Annotated in this window: 18 protein-coding genes, 2 tRNA genes and 1 pseudogene; 9 read left to right on the top strand and 12 right to left on the bottom strand. The window is 49.2% G+C overall.

All coding sequences use genetic code 11. The features are described 5' to 3' along the window. Positions 1-95: 95 nt before the first annotated feature. Positions 96-475: pseudogene (gene speD / locus HS1genome_RS05835) on the bottom strand (adenosylmethionine decarboxylase). Positions 476-683: 208 nt separating this feature from the next. Here speD and HS1genome_RS12000 point away from each other — a divergent pair. Next, the gene (locus tag HS1genome_RS12000; RefSeq protein ID WP_158613727.1) at positions 684-824 is read left to right on the top strand and encodes a hypothetical protein; all 141 of its coding nucleotides are present in this window, start codon (positions 684-686) and stop codon (positions 822-824) included. Positions 825-1,887: 1,063 nt separating this feature from the next. Here the strand turns inward: HS1genome_RS12000 and HS1genome_RS05825 are convergent. Both HS1genome_RS05825 and HS1genome_RS05820 read right to left on the bottom strand, forming a co-directional pair. Further along, positions 1,888-2,295 (bottom strand): type II toxin-antitoxin system VapC family toxin, encoded by a 408-nt coding sequence (locus HS1genome_RS05825; RefSeq protein ID WP_126449988.1) that lies wholly within the window; start codon positions 2,293-2,295, stop codon positions 1,888-1,890. Beyond that, positions 2,292-2,534 (bottom strand): VapB-type antitoxin, encoded by a 243-nt coding sequence (locus HS1genome_RS05820; protein ID WP_126449987.1) that lies wholly within the window; start codon positions 2,532-2,534, stop codon positions 2,292-2,294. The genes HS1genome_RS05825 and HS1genome_RS05820 overlap by 4 nt, the downstream gene beginning before the upstream one ends. 385 nt (positions 2,535-2,919) lie before the next feature. On the opposite strand from HS1genome_RS05820, the gene HS1genome_RS05815 reads away from it, so the two are divergent. From HS1genome_RS05815 to HS1genome_RS12590, 3 genes are all read left to right on the top strand, one after another. Then, entirely contained in the window at positions 2,920-3,075 is a 156-nt protein-coding gene (locus HS1genome_RS05815) for a transposase (RefSeq protein ID WP_126449986.1), read from the top strand. A gap of 202 nt (positions 3,076-3,277) precedes the next feature. After that, positions 3,278-3,365, top strand: a tRNA-Met gene (locus tag HS1genome_RS05810). Between the two features lie 406 nt (positions 3,366-3,771). Next, the gene (locus tag HS1genome_RS12590; protein ID WP_232018794.1) at positions 3,772-4,071 is read left to right on the top strand and encodes a hypothetical protein; all 300 of its coding nucleotides are present in this window, start codon (positions 3,772-3,774) and stop codon (positions 4,069-4,071) included. Between the two features lie 823 nt (positions 4,072-4,894). On the opposite strand, the gene HS1genome_RS05795 is transcribed toward HS1genome_RS12590, so the two are convergent. From HS1genome_RS05795 to HS1genome_RS05780, 5 genes are all read right to left on the bottom strand, one after another. Continuing rightward, a complete protein-coding gene (locus tag HS1genome_RS05795; RefSeq protein WP_126449985.1) occupies positions 4,895-5,314 on the bottom strand; it encodes a hypothetical protein in 420 nt (139 codons plus the stop codon). Beyond that, on the bottom strand, positions 5,311-5,574 hold the full coding sequence (locus tag HS1genome_RS05790; protein WP_126449984.1) for a hypothetical protein: 264 nt from the start codon (positions 5,572-5,574) through the stop codon (positions 5,311-5,313). The genes HS1genome_RS05795 and HS1genome_RS05790 overlap by 4 nt, the downstream gene beginning before the upstream one ends. Positions 5,575-5,590: 16 nt before the next feature. Then, positions 5,591-6,142 (bottom strand): hypothetical protein, encoded by a 552-nt coding sequence (locus HS1genome_RS05785; RefSeq protein WP_126449983.1) that lies wholly within the window; start codon positions 6,140-6,142, stop codon positions 5,591-5,593. Between the two features lie 75 nt (positions 6,143-6,217). Next, entirely contained in the window at positions 6,218-6,358 is a 141-nt protein-coding gene (locus tag HS1genome_RS11995) for a hypothetical protein (RefSeq protein WP_158613726.1), read from the bottom strand. Positions 6,359-6,751: 393 nt separating this feature from the next. Continuing rightward, the gene (locus HS1genome_RS05780) at positions 6,752-7,987 is read right to left on the bottom strand and encodes an RNA-guided endonuclease InsQ/TnpB family protein (RefSeq protein WP_126449982.1); all 1,236 of its coding nucleotides are present in this window, start codon (positions 7,985-7,987) and stop codon (positions 6,752-6,754) included. 228 nt (positions 7,988-8,215) lie between these two features. On the opposite strand from HS1genome_RS05780, the gene HS1genome_RS05775 reads away from it, so the two are divergent. Continuing rightward, positions 8,216-8,301 (top strand) — tRNA-Thr (locus tag HS1genome_RS05775). A gap of 275 nt (positions 8,302-8,576) precedes the next feature. On the opposite strand, the gene HS1genome_RS05765 is transcribed toward HS1genome_RS05775, so the two are convergent. Together HS1genome_RS05765 and sufB are read right to left on the bottom strand one after the other, a co-directional pair. After that, complete coding sequence (locus HS1genome_RS05765; RefSeq protein WP_229768185.1) at positions 8,577-9,707, bottom strand: SufD family Fe-S cluster assembly protein; 1,131 nt, start codon at positions 9,705-9,707, stop codon at positions 8,577-8,579. Between the two features lie 18 nt (positions 9,708-9,725). Continuing rightward, the gene (gene sufB, locus HS1genome_RS05760; protein ID WP_126449980.1) at positions 9,726-11,165 is read right to left on the bottom strand and encodes a Fe-S cluster assembly protein SufB; all 1,440 of its coding nucleotides are present in this window, start codon (positions 11,163-11,165) and stop codon (positions 9,726-9,728) included. Positions 11,166-11,308: 143 nt separating this feature from the next. Here sufB and HS1genome_RS05755 point away from each other — a divergent pair, with 143 nt between their 5' ends. The 4 genes from HS1genome_RS05755 to HS1genome_RS05735 all read left to right on the top strand — a co-directional run bounded on the left by HS1genome_RS05755 (position 11,309) and on the right by HS1genome_RS05735 (position 15,682). Further along, on the top strand, positions 11,309-11,938 hold the full coding sequence (locus HS1genome_RS05755) for a hypothetical protein (RefSeq protein WP_373286771.1): 630 nt from the start codon (positions 11,309-11,311) through the stop codon (positions 11,936-11,938). A 1,360-nt stretch (positions 11,939-13,298) separates the two neighbouring features. Beyond that, entirely contained in the window at positions 13,299-14,264 is a 966-nt protein-coding gene (locus HS1genome_RS05745; protein WP_126449979.1) for a D-2-hydroxyacid dehydrogenase, read from the top strand. Continuing rightward, positions 14,261-15,376 carry a pyridoxal-phosphate-dependent aminotransferase family protein gene (locus HS1genome_RS05740; RefSeq protein WP_126449978.1) on the top strand — a complete coding sequence of 372 codons (1,116 nt, stop codon included), beginning with the start codon at positions 14,261-14,263 and terminating at the stop codon, positions 15,374-15,376. Before HS1genome_RS05745 ends, HS1genome_RS05740 begins: the two co-directional genes overlap by 4 nt. Positions 15,377-15,406: 30 nt before the next feature. Beyond that, positions 15,407-15,682: a DNA-directed RNA polymerase subunit K gene (locus tag HS1genome_RS05735; RefSeq protein WP_373286772.1), complete on the top strand. Its 276-nt coding sequence runs from the start codon at positions 15,407-15,409 to the stop codon at positions 15,680-15,682. A 102-nt stretch (positions 15,683-15,784) separates the two neighbouring features. Here HS1genome_RS05735 and cdvC read toward each other — a convergent pair whose 3' ends face one another. After that, a complete protein-coding gene (gene cdvC, locus HS1genome_RS05730; protein ID WP_126449977.1) occupies positions 15,785-16,891 on the bottom strand; it encodes a cell division protein CdvC in 1,107 nt (368 codons plus the stop codon). 12 nt (positions 16,892-16,903) lie between these two features. After that, entirely contained in the window at positions 16,904-17,674 is a 771-nt protein-coding gene (gene cdvB, locus HS1genome_RS05725; protein WP_126449976.1) for a cell division protein CdvB, read from the bottom strand. Positions 17,675-17,677: the final 3 nt, after the last annotated feature.

Here is a 17,677-nt window from a genome sequence, read left to right as displayed (position 1 = left end):
CAATTGTCGGAGGGTATATACGACAACTGTCGGAGTTCTAGAATAACAATAAAAAGAGAGGAAATAAAAGAAAACAATAGGTGGTGGGGACTTCTTCAACTACTCCTGTCAGCGTAGAAGCTCTGATACCTCTTTGGGGAGAGCTTCGACACTATGTAATCGAAGGCCATCTTGGGCTCACTTTCCACGCCGCATGTATAAACATCCAAGGTAGCATACTTGTATTCCCTCCAGGTGTGTAGGGCGATGTGGCTCTCTTCCACGAGAGCTATGACCGACACGCCCCCTTTACCCCACCGAAGGACCAGGCCTTAATCTCTACTAAACTCATCTTAGCGATCTTCACCGCTTCTCTAACTAATTCCTCCAAGAACTCCTTGTCGGATAGGATCGCTTCGTCAATATCGTAAAGGTTGCCGAAGACGTGCTTCCCTATGATCCTGTCGTCGCTAGTTAAGGAGTCTTTGGCTAACATCGCCTTATCGTTTACCTCCATCTAGACCGACTTATGGGCGGATAAAAAGGTTATCGCACTAGGAAAGCCTCGAATAATTGACTATAAAGAAAATAAGTGCTTCTGCTTCAATTTTTATCTTAGTAATGGTTAGGGGGTAGTCCCCTCCAGTGGAGGAAGGGGAGGATGGCCTCCTCATCTGAATATCAATTTGCGAAACGCTATACCAATGTCACTCATCAACGGGGTGAGCGTCGCCACGGTTGAAGCGGAGTCCGTGAGGTACAACTCTGCTCCACTAGAAGGCCCTTCGCGGGCGATAATCGACGTGCATCCCGTATCAGGGGTGGGATCTACCCTCACCCTGTAGCCTTCCCTCTACCCGTACCAGGTTAAGGGCAAGGTGGGCCGAGGGGAGCTCCATCCGTAAAGGTAGATCTAGAAACTCGCTGAGCCTAAGCGTTAGAGAGGAAGAAGTCGAAGAGAATTTTCGATCTACCGATCAGGGCTGGGTGGTTCGCTTTCCTCTGACTTCCTCCCCTGAAGGGTTCCATTCCAGATGATTCATCGTTCCCACCGTCGATCCAGGCTTACACCTCTGGTGGGCAGTTGAGTGGATCAGAGGTCCACTCCCAATTGAAAAATGAGAAGCTATGGTCTACGACGTCTAGTCCCATAAGAACAAAGTAAGGAAGGTACTGGTCCCCCAGCTCCATCGAGGATTCAATGGAACTTAAAGAGGGGAAGGGCGTCGTCAGCGTCGATGATAAGTATTCTGTTTTAACTTCTATTGAGGGGGTTATCAATGGTCGCCCTGAAGGGCGAGGCCTTCCGCACCCTCAACTCCCTCTTTGTAAGCAGGTACCCCCAGACGGCTTGAACAGGATAGGAATTGAAATGGAAAGGGACACAATGAATGAGATAACTGTTCAAACAATATCCTGGGTATCCTGATCTCTTCGTTGGGAAACCTCACTGATCTGGAGGAAATACTTGAGCGTCAAGCTAATCGGTTTAACCTCACATATGATGATTTCGAGGCCGTTGGAGGAATTTCGTTACCTCTTTCATCACCTTTTCCAAACGCGTTATCTCGGCCATGATGTAGTCTCTCCAACCAGAAGAGGGTAGCTCTCATCTCGTTCTCACTGTTCTTCAGTTCTACTTCGATCTCGTTTAGCCTTACGGATTTCACCTCGCGTTGGAGATTTTCTTAAACCCTCCGCCCCGAGATAAATATTTTGGAGATAAGTAAGCCTCTTCATTCCCAGGCCCCAGGCGTGACTTTAATCTGTGCCTGATCTCAGGGAATACGTTCACCGTAAGGCTTATGATCTTCGCCTAACCCAAGTTCCAGATCGAGGACGAGACGAGCCCATGAGACTCAATGCCTTGAGCCCCCTTATGATCACCTCAGGAACGCTCTCACACCATTAATGACCCTCCAGCGAATTAACCTTTAACCTCCTCTTGGCTTCCAATATTTCCTCATCGAGGCTCAATATTTCGCTCCCCATGAGGACACTTGTTGCCAGATGGAGCAAATCCAACGTCTTCAACTTCACCATGTTGGAGATCTTTACGGCGTAATCTACTACTTTATCGAATTCTACTTCCTCCAATTTAGACCCGCATTTAATGACGGTATAGTTAACCAGTGCCTCTAATTCTTCATCGGAAATGTTCATTCTCCTCGAGTAAACTGAATATAGTTCGGCCAAGACCAACGTGCTAATAACCCTCTCACCGTCTTTAGGATATACCTTTACCGCTCTCTCGTGGTTGGGGTCCCTCTCGTAAACTAACGCGACGGCGAGGCTCGTATCAATGTAATACTTCATTCCCTGTCACTTATTACTTCACTCGAGGTAGGTAAATCGAACGGCAAACCTTCCTTTAACCACTTCTCCGTCAACTCCTCTATCCTCTTCCTCCTCTTTATTTGTTCCACGACTCTGCCCACACCGTATGATATGATCAAGTTAAAGGCCTCATTTTTGGATTTCGCTAATCCTACTTTTACCATCTCCTCCGCAACATCGTAATACTCATCTTTTACCTTTATTGTTACTACCCTCATACTACCATATTACTTAAGTAAGAATATAAAGGTTACTGGAGAATTCGGGGTGTTCTCATGCACTCATGTTATCTTATCGAGGGTTTAAGGGGAGGAAGACTCCATCCGTAAGGATGGACGGCTTCCTATATTTAAATATAATTTCTCGAGATAGTCTATACTCGACGTGGGGTTCCGCTAAGGTGGTTAGCCCAGAACTACGACGTCCTCGCGATGGAGGACATTAACGTTAAACGACTTGTGGCAAGTCCCCTCGACTCACGGGGACTAGTTTCCCTTCCACGAACTCAACTCACTGATGAAGTACCAAATGGAGAAGTAAGATGAGAAATCGATCATGGTGGGCCCAGCGTACATCTCCAAGGCGTGTACTAATTGCTGATACGTGAGGGAAGACCTGACTGACGGTACCTTCACCTGTTCCTGGTGCGGTTGGGTAGTATATCGTGACTACAACACGTCGTTAGACCTGAGGGGATCGGGGGTAGGGGGTCCTCAGAGCTGTGGAGCCCTCTACCCGTTGGGTAAGGTGAGGCTATGAAGCAGGAAGCCCCATCCGCGAATGCGAGGTGAGTTCACCTACCATGCAACGTATATTAAGGTCTTCGGATTAGCGATCCCCTACGAACAAATAGAACAGACTCCTGGATGAGGACGAAATGCCTCCTTACTTCGCATCACTGGAAGCGATAGAGGTGGTATGGGCGAAATTTTTAAAACAGATAGATTGAGCCGTACATTGTGCCGCCGTAGCTCAGCCCGGCTAGAGCGCCGGACTCATACGGTCCCTGAGAAATCCGGTTGTCCGGGGTTCAAATCCCCGCGGCGGCACTTCCCTTAGTTTTATGTGAGTTCTGTCGATGGGGAGGAGAAATTGTAGAATTTAACGTAAACATGAGATGACATGCTTAACGGAAAGGAGAACCCTCTTCCACTCCTCGAGGAGAACCACCAGCCGGCCCTTGTAGGTTAGAGCGAGATCCGTGCCGAATACAGATCCCTGGACCTAACTCGTATCGTTCAGCCCTTTCATACAGAGTTTCCTGGTAAGGGCAACAAGATGGCGCGGTAGTTCCTTCGACCTGCGCTCAATTACGTTTACAGAGAGGGGGGTTAAGGGGGCGGAAAGCCTCGCCCTTCACGGCGGGGACGGATAGCCCCCTCATATTTATACTTCTTTGTGAAATTTCTCTTAGTGGTACTAACGACGCTCCTCCCCAGCTCGATCTAAGGTTTAATGGGACTGAGGGAGGAGCAGCTATTATCTCCTTCTCTTAAGGGACTAGACGTAATGGGTGAAAGTCCCCTCCTCTTCAAATGGGAGTGGATCTCTGATCCACTCGACTGCCCACCAAACGAGACATGTAAACCCGAACCGATGGTGGGAACGACGAGCCCTCTGGATGGGAACCCTCGTCCCTTCCAGGGCGGGGAGGAAGTCAGACTCTCCACCCTCGTAGCGAAGTCGTCCAGGAAGGTATGCCTTGAGGATCCCCTTCCTTACCTACCTCTCACACCATGGGACGGCTATATCTAATAGCTATATCTATGTGGCCTCCATGTGCCTGTGCTCACTGGGACTTTGTCCCCCCTTCACCTGTCTGACCAAGTATATGTCTGCGCTGCGGCACTGTCACGGAGGAAGTGAGCGTTATCTGGACGTCTCCATTGAAGCGATATTAGACATAGACTCTCCCGAGCAACGTCCCGAGGCGCACAACTAATTCGTCCATAAGAGGGGAGGGTCATGAGGGTTCTCAGACTACGAACTGAGCCTTTCTGAAAAAGTCGAGGTTCGAGAAGTATCGATTTTCAGGTACGCCAGCTCGCTAATACTATGAGGGCCTTGTCGTAATAATGAACTTTAACTTAACGGGGGTTGAGGGGGCGGAAGTCCCCTTCCGTGGGGACGGACAGCCCCCTTATGTAAACCTCTTTACGGTCATCAAAATACTATTTCTACGACCTCTACTGTGAGAGCTGGGTCGCACCCTCGGGACTGGGGGAACTCACGCCCGTGGAGAGGAAACCCTCCGTGACCTCCCTTCCACGCTATTCACAGAAAGGTTCCACGGAACCTCCGCTACGTAAGGAGATCGAGCTTCCTCCGAGGAGCGGGACTCACCGCGATGACGCCCCGTCCGTGAGGGCAGGGTAGTTCACTCGTGAATAGTAGTGAAAGAACTATTGATGAGCACCTCATCGCTGTGGGCCCTAGCTTCCCTCTGAATATCAATGTCGAGAGTTCTCTCAGCACCCCTCAACTACCTCTCCTGTTCCCCATGAAATTGCGGTGTTAAGGAAAAATGCTATCGTCTCTTTACTCCATTTGCGATATTAGTTAGGATTTTTGGATCTTCTTAGGCGCTGCTCTTTCTCTGTATCTGTTTTGTGAACCTAGGAACTGGGCTCAATCTGATTGTTAACGAGCTTAACTGTCCTGGATCGACCTCTCCTTGGATCGGGAAGGCCAAAATCGGTCTACCCTTCTCGTCCACAGAAGCCAATGCCTTTATAGTTAAAGTGAACTCGGAAACGACGTATGAGGTAGGGCCCTCAGATTGACTTTGAGCTACTTTATCTACCTCTAAGAGTTCTGCCTGAAGTGCGAGCATCAAGCCAGAGTAAGTCAATCTCCTTAGTTCGAGAGCCGTCGGTTTTGACTCTAATTCTGCTATCTGTCCCTGCAGGGACTTGAGTTCTTGTTCCAACATTGTCATCCTCTTCGCTATCTCCTCTAGTTCTCCTGCGGGGGTTCCAGTTGTAGACGTATAGTTCACCTTTTAGTTCTAGTGAGTTCTACCTCTACCCTACCTGAGGGGTCGATGTTGTAGTAATTGGCTACATAGGCGTTGAACAGAGATACTTTGAGAGGTGAGGTATCTACTATGTGTATAGGTATGGAGACTCCTACTTTGTTGGGGATGAGTTGTTTGGGTTGAGATCTCTCCAACGCTTCAGAAGTACCTTGACTAAGCTGCACAGCAAGCGCCAGGAGAAGAGTTGATAATCTCACTCCCCTCACCACTCTAATTCGCATAACCTGTTACCTAGTTCTAACTCCCTGATGTGCTACCGCCCCCTGAGGTGGACGATGGCGGATTTGCCGCAACGACGGCTTTTATTACCTCCATTATGGGCTGAGGTGGAGGTGCTGGTGACACGTGAATTTCGATGGAACTCGAGGCGTCCGCTGAGAAAGAGTACGTGTTCTGATATCTAGCGTTAACCGAAGCGCTGAACAGCAGGAAATCTGCAAGCCCCTCCACTCCAGCGTTGACCTGTACGCTTTCTTGGACCTGAGAGACGAACGTGAGGTCTATCTTGATCGTGATCACTGCGCCTGATATCTCTAGTAGGATGGGAAGGATACCAAATGCTAAGGCGTTGCCCGTCACTTCTGTGTTTGAGCCTTTCTGACTTCCACTAGAAGTAGAATATTTTATGGTAAGTGTAGCGTTTGCTAGATCGTTAACTCCCGCTATGAACGCTGCGTTGGCAGCGTTCTGTCCTGCCACCATCGCGAGTAGGATGTTCTTTATCATCTGGTCAAAAGGAACTGTAGCTAACTCCTGTCCCAGCTGGGACCCTGTACCAGAGCTGCTCATCTAGTCTTCTTGCAGAGACTAATAAATAAATCTTCCCTTTAAGTGTTGTTTAGGTAATAATTCCATCTAGAATTATTATGTATGCTTTCTGCCATACTCATCATTTAGGAACGTCTGAAGGTTCGCAGCGAATCTTGCTACCACAGTTGGGCTCGACATCTCGCATCCGTAGGGGGTTATCACGTTATTGAGCGCTACGGCAACCGTCCCAATCATAAGGACGTCCTAGAGGAGGTTTTGGATTCGAAGCAATGTGTTTCTGGTAAGATGGAAACTACCCTAGAGGCAAGGAGCTTTCTACTTCACTACGGGTGGAGATGGTGTTCCACAAAACAAGCCCCGAAGACACGAAGCTGGTGCATGCTCTCTCGATAGCGGGGAGAATATGTCACTACCTCATCCAACATCCTCCGTTTCACACATCACGTGGATTACTTTAGTTTGGGGCATCCGTATCGTCAGTAACAATTTTACGCCCCTTTAAAGTACCATTTACTATGGATTTAATATAAACCAATACATTTTTATAAACATAGAGAACATATGTTTCACCTTGCCGTAGCAAAGGTGTTGTAGAGCTAGAGATCCATGAGTTTCTCACCAGTGAACTCACCCCGCCCTTACGGACGGGGCTTCCTGCTTCCCAGCTCCACCTTGCCAGTACCGAAGTACCGGTAGAGGGCGGAGCTCCACAGGCACTGAGGGTCGCACCGACCCCGATCTACGTAAGATGTTCAGGGAGGCGTTGTAGTCGCGGTCTGTGATCCATCCACATCGTGGACAGGAGAACACTCGATCGAGGAGGGTTAGGTCTTCCCTCACGTAACCGCATTTGGCGCAGGTTTTGGACGTGTGGGCTGGGTCCACGAGGACGATGGATTTACCGTGCTTCTCCATCTGGTACTTCGAGATATTCAGCTCGTGGAAGGCGACGTCGTGGAGCCTCATCCTCAACTTCCTGGGGGACTTGCCCACGAGCTTCTTGACGTTTATGTCCTCCATGACGAGGACGTCGTAGTTCCTTGCGAAGTGTTTGCCCAGCCTCATGTAGATGTCTTTCCTCAGGTTCCTGAGGTGCTCATAGGCCTTGGCTAACTTGACCTTCGCCTTGAACCAGTTCTTGGATAGGAAAACCTTCCTGGACAGTACCCTGTGGAGGTGCCTCACCTTCAACAGGGCCTTCTCGTAAGGCTTCACGTTGGGGAAGTACTCCCCATCGGACGTCATGATGAGGGTCTTGATGCCCACATCGAGTGCAGTTACCTTGTTGACCTGAGGTAGTTTTGGGAACTCGTAATCGACCACGAAGGAGATGTAGACCCTCCCCGAAGGCATCAACTTCACGACCACCCTCTTCACCTTGTCGAGGGGGAAGTCCCTATGCACGAGGACCTTGAAGACTCCCAGGTGGGAAAGGTTCAACTTCATCAACTTCTTGGGGTGGCCCTCCCTCGCCTCCCTGCTCTTCCCCCTTATCTCCCTTGAACTCAACACCTTCCATCCGCTCTGAGGGTAGACCAGGGAAGAGTACTTGTGGGGCTTCCTCTCCTTGGGGAAACGCGATAGACCGTCGAGGAACCTCTCCCTAGCCTCGTAGAAGCGATCCGCGACGTTCTGAGCAACTTGAGAGTGAAGTTGTTGATACTGCTCGTCCTGCTTCCTCAGGTCCAAGGCGAGTTGCCTCAACTGGGTTTGGTTCAGACCTTTTCCATCTCTTGCATAGAAATAGGAGTCTGCCCAACGCAGGGTGTTGTACAGCTCACACGCCATCCTTAACTGGGCCTTTAACGCCCTCAACGTCCGTTCGTTGGTATAGGCACGAAAGCGAAATCCTACGTCGGGCATCAGGAGGGTTCTTGCGCGACAGTTATTTAATTATACAAAGGGGGCTATCCATCCCCTCCCTGACGGAAGGGGTCTTCCGCCCCCTTTGAACCCCCCTGTTAAGATAAATTCGCGAGCAACTCCTTCTACCGATGAATTGGTTTCTGGTACGAATATGGTACGAACCTAAACTCTCTCCTATCGACTTGCTCAAATTTTTTATCTCTCCGCCATATTTCACTCATTTGTGCCGCCGTAGCTCAGCGGTAGAGCGCCGGCCTTGTAGCCTCTGGCTGGAAAGCCGGTGGTCGCGGGTTCAAGTCCCGTCGGCGGCTCCTCTTCTAAATACTTCTTGAGTGCGTTCCTAATTACCTCGCTCCTGGTCATCCTCTTGTTAAGTGCGTAGATATCTAAGGCGTTAAGGAGTTCCTCCTCCACCTTAAACGCGATCACTTTCATTCCTCTCGTTGATCCCTTAATGCGTATTATACAACTACTTGTATTGAGATAACTGCATATGGAGAGACTTGATCGAAAGTATTGAGATAACGAAATAACGGAAATTCTCTTAGGACTAGGCGCCCGCTCGGTCAAGCGAAGAGATGAGTTCTCAGTAACCTAGTTCTCTCAGCCTACTCTCTATGAGCTCTCTCATTATGTCTAAGTCTCCTTCCTCGCTCAAGAATCCCCTAAGTATCAGGCCCTCTGCACTTCTCCTGTCAAGTCCCCTGTTTTGGAGGTAGAAGATCATGTCGTCGCTAACTCTTGAGGCCGAGGCTGAGTGTTTGGCCATAACGACCTTACCCGTCTTCACCTCTAGCATGGGAGTTACCACGACCCGAGAAGAGGGATTAAGGAGTAATCCCCTACCTATTATGGAAGTGCTAGAGTCTTGCCCTGTCTCGGACACTGTAGCTATCCCCCTTATGGTAACAGTGGACGCGTCACCCGATACTCCCTTCAAGACACCGTTGCTTACACTCTTCTTTCCGAGGTGGTTTACGGTGGTCTTCACGTCAAGTCTGTTGTCCTTAACGCCTATGACCCTCGCGTTGAAGTTTATCTCAGCACCTTCCCCTAATTCGGTGTTCACCTCTACGTGAGATTGATTGGCTCCAGAGGAGAGTAGACTTACGTTAGCTTCCCCCAAGTTCTCGACAAGGACCTTGCCGTACGTATAAGAGAGGGAATCCCTCTCAACTAGTATGAGGTTCACCACCGACGATTTGGGTACTTTAACTTTGATCACGAAGGAGTTCATAGTTCTTCCCACAGCTTCCGAGATGTATACCACCTCTGTAACTGAATTCTCTTTTCCTTCCAGTTCCACGTAGAGAGGGGAGAAAACACCTTCCGCGTCAGTCCTGTGATACACCAGGTGTCTCCCATCTTCAACTACGCTGACTCTCTTGGACAAGCACAAAGTGAGCAGGGACAACTTGTCCTCGAGGTTGGGCCTGTCCTTTCCTAGCTCGTCGTTCATTACACCAGACTGTAGCACATTATTATGCAGTATTGTTGAGCGTTCGTATTTCAACGGAGGCTCCAGCCGCTCACCTGAAACTTGTCTCACCTTCAAGTTTAGGGAGTCGTAAAGGCTCCACTGGGTGTAGTGTTTAATGGTGGGTGAGTCGTTAACTAGCTGGTAGGGTGTGTTTCTATATTTCAGGAAAAGTTCCTTCCTATCCCCCCTATCGGGAAGAGAGTCTAAATGGGGTATTATCGAATCCTCGTCTACCACAGGCAAAGGGTCTGCACCTTATGCTACGGCTCCCAGTTTCTCCAGTTCAAGTTTTATGACCTTGTTCAACATTGCCGCGTACTCGAAGGGAAGACCCCTCATTATGTCATCGACGAAGCCCAGGACCAGCATGGAGACACTCTCCTTCTCGTCTATACCTCTGTTCTGCAGGTAGAACAACTGATCTTCGTTCATTCTTAGTGTATGTGCCTCGTGAGCTACGTCGGCATCCTCCTCAAGAACCTGGTTGTGAGGGTACGTGTAGGCTTTCGTCTTCTCGTCTAACATCAGTGAATCGCACTTTACAAACGCCTTCGCTCCCTTGGCTCCCTTATCTACCCTGATAAGCCCTCTGTAGACATTTACGCCGCCATTGAACCCTATGTTCTTATTGACTACCTTACTCCTAGTGTCTGGAGCGGCATGTATCATCTTAGATCCGCTGTCCTTCCAGTCTCCCTCTCCGCTGGCCATTGTGACCACTAGGCTAGTGGAGGAGGCACCCCTACCCCTCAGTATCGTGGTGGGGTAAACTAAACTAACTTTGGCCCCAAGCGAACCTTCCACCCACTCTACTGTGGCGTTCTCATCGGCCCACGCCCTCTTGTTGTTGAAGTTTATAACATTCTTACTCCAATTCTGTACGGTAGTGAACTTAAGATAAGAGTTCTTCTTTGCATAGAGTTCTACCATACCGTCGTGGAAGGAGTCCTTCTTAAGTTGTGGAGCACTGCATCCCTCAATGAAGTGTATCCAAGATCCCTCATCGGCTATCATGAGGGTGTGCTCGAACTGCCCCTCCAGCTCGGAGCCTATTATGAAGTACCCCTCCACTGGCATACTGACCCTCACTCCCTTCGGGACGTAGACAAAGACGCCCCCACTCCACAAGGCGGCGTGGAGGGCAGCGAACTTGTGGTCAGACATGGGAAATATCTTCATGAAGTACTCCTTGGTCATGTCAGGATACTTCTTCACGGCATCGTCCATGGAGAGCATCACAACACCCTTCCTCTGCACCTCGCCCTTCACGTTCTCGTATATCGATTCAGAATCGAGCTGCGCAACCAGTCCGCCGAGGAACTTCTGCTCAGACTGAGGGACACCAATTTTCTCGTAATAATTCCTTATTTCAGTCGGTATCTGGTCCCAACTGGAGGTCTTGTCCACGTCGGGTTTGACATATATCTGAAGCTGAGATACGTCTAGGTTGGCCACCACTGCAGGGAGCCAGTTAGGGGTAGGAATCTTCTCAAAGAGTTCCAATCCTTTCACCCTGAGCCTGGTCATCCACTCTGGTTCCCCTTTGGCCTTTGAAATGGCCTCGATAGTGCTCCTAGTAAGCCCAGATCTCACCATCCTACTGTGGAATTCCTCCTGTGAAATGTTGTTGTACTTGGCCTCGACGGAGGCATCTAGGATCTCCTTCAGGTCAAGGTTGATCTTCTCTGCGCTCATTCAGCTTTACCTCTACTTTAACACCGTTAATGTAGCATTTAAGCTTTCGGTCAGCGGGAGGAATTAGCTATGTCAAAACCACAATATATTATACCGTTCTTCACTATGAACGCTTTTAATTAATGTTACAATGTTCCTCCGATATGATTCAGCTAGGTATACTTCTGGCTTCGTTTGGGATCACCCTCTTAGAATTGTCAGAAGCCGGAGCCGTCGCAATGATATACTACGGTTTGTATAGGGGATTAAAGCCAATTGTGTACGCAGTGGCTGGGGTCGCCACCGTAATGATACCCACATTCATCTTAGGCAACTATATTGCCTTCCTTCCCCTATCATACGTTCTCTTAGCAGCAGCGGTCATATTGTTCTACTTTGGGTACAAATTACTGAGGAGTGCGAGAAGAGGATTCAAGAAAACGCGAAAGGGTGGAAAGGAGGAAAGGGAGAGCCTAGCAGTGGTGTATACGGTTAGCGTGACCGAGTCATTTGAGGCGGCCTTAGTCCTAATAGCCCTAATACCACAGAGTTACTCGTCAGCATTGGTAGGGGCGGCCACGGCGTCTGCCGTCGTCATAGGTTTAACCGCAGCCCTAAAGGCACAGATAATGAGGATAAGACTGCCACATCTGAAACTCATCTTATCCTCCCTTCTCTTCGGCCTGGGAACCCTTTGGCTCATCGAGGCATTAGTCAACGTTACAGACCTACTACTGCTTCCCCTCTTCTTCATGTACCTTGCGACTAATTATGTGATAGCAGTTAGGCTATGACCTAAGCTGTTCTTTTTCACTTTCGTTCGTTACAGGAATCTATGCTTAGGGGCCCAGTCTGGCTCAACCCTCCCTAGCCTTCCATTGTCTTGTTAGCCACTTGACATGCTCCCCTGAGCATAGGAACTAATTCAGTCTTGAAGGAAACATATCAAGACAAGGCTGTCTTAACCTACACCCTGAGATTAGGTCCATTGATATTAAGAGTCACAATTCTGGAATGGGAGCGAAAGTCCTCCCTACTGAACGACACCAGACAAACGAACTAACCTTACCTGGTGCGACTTCCTTGTTTGTAGCGTCGTCTTGTCGCAAGAGTGAAGTTCCATAGGCTAGGGCGGCACTATCTCCGGATCGCCAGACAGCAACCAGTCCAGGCAATAGTATACATGGACCTCTAGCTTAGGCTCTTTGACGACGTTCAACAGTCGGCAGGTGTCGAGACGTGTAGACTAAGCTCTTTTTGAATCCTTGTACAAAGGGAGTTACTATTTCCATCTCTAGAGCTCTACTTCATTTGAAGTCTAATTTAAGATATTTAGGAGAACAGAGACGATAGGTTACAAAGATGGGGTCAGAGCGCGACGTAAGACTTTCCCTGCGGAAACTGACACCCTCCGTACTAGTTTAAACGTCCCTTTGAAAATCTCTTTTTCAGCGATATTGACCTTCTAGGTCCACGGTGGGACTGAAAGACATAGATAGCCTGCACCCTAAGCGAACCAACGACGGGTCCTCTCGGGATGGCCGAGTCCTCGACTAGGGTGTCTCTGAGCCATTTATCTCTACACTTCATTTCAAGCGTTTCAAGTTGATTCTCGATCGAGCGTAAGGACTCGGTCCTCAACCACACACTCATCCAGATCGAAGGTAGGTCGTGGGACTCCTTGGAGTCCGACGGCGAGGGGACCACCTCTTCCTGATCGCTCCCATCCTTCTGGGCGGAGGCCACGTCGAGGTGAGAAGTCATTTACAATCAACAATTTTTCGCAAAACGAGTACGAAAACGTTTCTGTTAACGTGAAAGATGTTCAGCCCACGACTACCCGTCCTATGAGAGATGTAGCCTGGAATCGATAGTGGGAACTATCGCGGAAGGGAACCCGTCTAGGTGGGGAGAACGTCTTCTTCTATAGCAGATGTGATAAAAATCACAACGTCCAACCATTCTAAGACACCATACGACTTCAGAAAAATATTTAAACACCGCATTAGGACTGAGCTAGTCATGCAAAAAGAAACACGAGTGGGAAGTTTTAGCCAAGGATTGTTTTTGATGGTTGTGAGAAAAGGATCTACCACTTTCCGCTCGTGTAGCTCGTCGTCGCAGTAAGACTTCTTCTCGATAGAGGTGAAGAGCATGTTATCAAATGCAGAGAGGACTATATCAAACCAAGGTCAGCATAAAGTGTTAATCACAGACCCAGTGGATCAGCTCTTGCTAAAGATCTTGGAGGATGGAGGAGTCTCAGTGGACTACAGGCCAGACTTGACTAGGGAGAAACTTCTCTCTATAGTAGGAGATTACGACGCCGTCGTGGTGAGAAGCAGGACCAAAATAGATAAGGAGGTCCTAAAGGGGGCAGGCAAGTTAAAGGTGATCGCCCGGGCAGGCATCGGCCTAGACACCATAGATGTGGAGGAGGCCGAAAGAAGAAAGATCAGGGTGGTCTATGCTCCTGGAGCATCCACCGACTCCGTTGTAGAGCTAACGCTAGGATTGATGGTTTCCGCCGCTAGGAGGCTTGAGGAAGCTTTTCAAAGAACGAGAGCGGGTAAATTCGAGAAGATCACCGGAACTGAGCTACATGGGAAAGTGTTGGGAGTGGTGGGTTTCGGGAGGATTGGATCCAAGGTTGCTTCAGTTGCTAAGGCGTTGGGCATGAAGACCTTAGCCTACGACACAATAGACGTAGGTAAGGTTGCTGCCCACGTAGGTGCGGAGGTGGTGAGTTTGCAGGAACTTCTCAAGCAGTCAGACGTCATATCCATTCACGTAGGAATGAAAAGGGGAGATCCAGCTGTGTTGGGAAGAATGGAGCTAGATCAAGTTAAGGAGGGCGTACTGATAGTGAATACCAGTAGGGCCCAGGCAATAGATGGAGAGGCCCTCCTTCAAGCGCTGAAGACTGGAAAAGTGGGGTTCTATGCTACGGACGTCCTATGGAACGAACCTCCACGGACCAAGTGGGAAATTGAGCTTCTCAACCATCCACGAGTGAGCGTTACCCCCCACATAGGTGCCCAAACAGTAGAAGCCCAGAGGAGGATCGCCGAAGCCACGGCGGTAGCGCTATTGAAAGAACTGAGGAGTGAAGAAAATTGATTCTAGTTCCAGGTCCTGTTAACGTACCCAAGACGGTAGCCACAGAGGCGTCTAAGGTAGTTAACCACAGATCGGAGGAATTCAAGGAGGTAGTGAAAAAGTTGGAGGAATTGATGTCCGGCTTCTTCGAAACGGATCACGTAGCGCTCCTCTCAGGTTCCGGGACGTTGGGAGTAGAAAGCATGGTCTACTCTGCAATGGACAGGGGTGAGAAGGTAGTAGCTTTCCAGTACGGTGAGTTCGGGAGGAGGCTGGTAGACTCTCTAAAGAGAAGAGGCTGTGAGGTTGTGGAAGTCACAATTCCCTTCGGAAGTAGACCAAAACCAGCGCAAGTTGAGCAGGTCCTCGATAAGCACAGGGACGCCGACGCCGTGGCGGTAGTCCACAACGAGACGAGCTCTGGAGTGGCAATAAGGGACTTGGACGAGGTCTCCAAGAAGGTTAAAGGAATGGGAATGAAGTTCCTCGTGGATTCCGTATCAGGGTTCGCAGCCCACCCCTTGAGAATGAGAAGCTGGAAAGTGGACGCAGTAGCCTCCTGCAGCCAGAAAGCCCTGGCATCAGTACCTGGGCTGGCGTTCGTAGCGCTCTCTGAGAGTCCTAGACCTCAGGGGGACGTGCCCAACTACCTAGATCTCTCTAATTACCTTAGGTTCCAAGAGAAGGGAGAGACGCCCTACACGGCTGCAGTGGGAGCGTTCTACGCTTCCTTGAGAGCCGCGGAGCTTCTAGCTAAGGAGGGGTTAGAGCAGAGGTGGAAGAGACACGAAGTCTGCGCAAAACTTCTCAGGAAAAAGCTGGAGAGTATCGGAATCTCGCCGGTTGGAGACGAGGAGGACTTCTCCAACACCGTGGTCGCCGCCTATACTGGAGGAGTCAACTCCTCCATGCTAGTAAAGGGCCTGAAGGCTAGGGGAATAGAGGTTTCCAAGGGAATTGGAGAGAACTCGGAGAAACTGATCAGAATAGGTACGATGGGGGTAGTAGATTGGAGGGCGCTAACCAAACTAATAAGAGCTTTATCTGAGATATTGAAAGTGGAGGGAGACCTCAGAAGCTTGGAGGACTGCAGATTGCCTAGCTTCCTAGAAGAAGAAGTAACGTGGGATTAACTTTTAAAGTAGGGAAGGGACAGCCTCCTCGTGTCAACAAACAGGGAGCTGGAGTTCAAGAACTTCTACATTAACGTCTGGAAGGACAGTCTCACTAGGTACGAAAGGGCCAGAATTATAGGGGCCAGAGCGCTTCAAATATCCATGGGTGCAGTTCCTCTCATCGATGTGGAGTCCCTCCCCTCTAAGGACCTTCTCTCCATCGCTGAGGCTGAGCTAGACAGAGGAGTACTTCCAATCACCGTGAGAAGGAGGTTACCGGGAGGAACTTACGTTTTACTTTCGTTAAGGAAAAAGATGGATTGAAGCCCGAAAACAATAAAGTGACTTGAGGACAAACATTTGAAATCAAGGGATGACGTGAGACATGCCAACCGATCTGTGAGGTAAAACCTGGGGTATCTGACCTTAGAGTGCTTTGAATTTTTCGTGCCAAGCTTCGTAGATCTTTATTAGCTCCTGATTGACGCTAGGTTTCCTGTCCCTCAATACCTCCATAAAGTCCTCCATTCTTACTGCCCGTGGTTCCGAAAGTCCGTTCTTAAACATCTCCTTCACCACCTTTATGTGAACTGCTTGCACTATGTCCCTAATGTCACTTGCCACATAGCCTTCGGTCTGTTTAGCTAACTCTTGGAGATCCACCCCCTCCATCTTTATCTTGGACGCATAGAAGGAGAGGAGCGAAAGTCTCTGTTGGTAGTCTGGTGGTCTGACGTATATTCTCTTCTGGAACCTCCTCAGGAAAGGTTCGTCTAACCTCCAAGGTTTGTTGGTGGCACCAATCACGTAAACGCTGTACGTCTCGCTCTTGTCTAGCATGCCATCCATCTCCCCTAAAAACTGATTCCTCACCCTAGCCTCCCCACCATTCTCCGAGGCGAAAGTTCCTAATAGAGCGTCGATCTCGTCTATGAATATAACGACTGGCTTTTTCTCTGACTTAGAGATCTCCCTTGCTTTCTTAAATATCTTTGAAACATTCTTCTCGGCCTCCCCTAACCATTTCGACATTATACTGGCCGCGTCAACATGGAGGAATTCCATTTCGATTTCGTTCGCAACTGCAGCGGCGATCATGGTTTTCCCACACCCTGGGGGACCGTACATTAGTATACCACGTGGCCAGCCCAGTGGGAAAAGGTCAGGCCTCTTGGAGGGATAAACTATGCTCTCCCTCAACGCCTCCTTCACATCCTCCAGACCGACTATGTCCTTAAAGGTGACCTTGGGCTTCTCCTTTATTATAACCTCTTCCTCTACCTTATCATTCCCTCCTTCGGGGTCAGTCGCAAATTCCTTCAAGTGCATTATTCTCTTTCTATATTCCGCAACCATCTGCTCGTAGGCATGTTTAGCAACCGAATCAGGGTATAGCGATATGAGTTGAGTTAGGACTTCTATGGCCTTCTGATAGTAGCCTATCGCCTCCTCCCTTTTTCCACTTTTATCTGTCTTGACTGCCTCTATGGCATACTTTCTCGCCATCTCCTCTAACATCACTTGCCCGCTCAACCTATTGGCCCCTCACTCCTCTAGCACTATCACTCCCTTTCTAGCTAGTAACCTCAAGAGCTCCATTACTTCTTCCTTATCGACCCCGTAGATCTTACTTACATGTTCCACATCAATGAAGCCGTTAGTTCTACTTACGTAATTTAGAAGGTCCTCTTCGCCGAACTTCTTAGTTGATGTCTTAACCTTTGGAGGTTCGGAGGGTGGCTGGGGGAGTGCTGGCAGAGATTCTTTCAACTTATTCTCGGCCATTTTCTGTGCTTCGTCTAGAATCTTCTTCGCTTGCTCGTCCACAATTGCTGGGACTACTGCCTTCTCGTTTAGTATACCTGTCTCCACAGCTATGCTGTTAACACTACTAGTGATAGAGTCTAAGGCCACAGCTACGTCGGGCGCAATGCCCTTTACTTGCTCCTTCAATCCACCCAATATCTTAAGCACGGGGAGCAATACAAGTGACAGTCCCTGCAACTCCTGCACCGTCTCCAACTTAAGACGAACCTTCTCAATAGCTAAGGATGCTGTGTATATGATCTTCAACATCTTCCTTATGTCGGAGATCTCCTCGGCGTATATGGCGGCCTTGGCCACGTCTGACTCCATCTGGGACCTGACGACCCGGTCGAAGAGCTCCTTGTCTCTATCCTTAAGTCTACGCATGGCCTCGTCCAGCTTCATCTGCTGATCCTTCAACCTAACTGAGATCTCCTCCAGAAGGAGCCCCAACTGGGCCTTCTTAGAGTTCCCCCTCTTAATGAAGGGAAACTTGTCCAATACAGGCATGAA

Origin of the sequence: Sulfodiicoccus acidiphilus, from assembly GCF_003967175.1 — an archaeon.
In the GTDB taxonomy this organism is placed as follows: domain Archaea; phylum Thermoproteota; class Thermoprotei_A; order Sulfolobales; family Sulfolobaceae; genus Sulfodiicoccus; species Sulfodiicoccus acidiphilus.
Note: the sequence above shows the minus strand (reverse complement) of the source record. Positions and strands in the feature narration are given on the sequence as shown.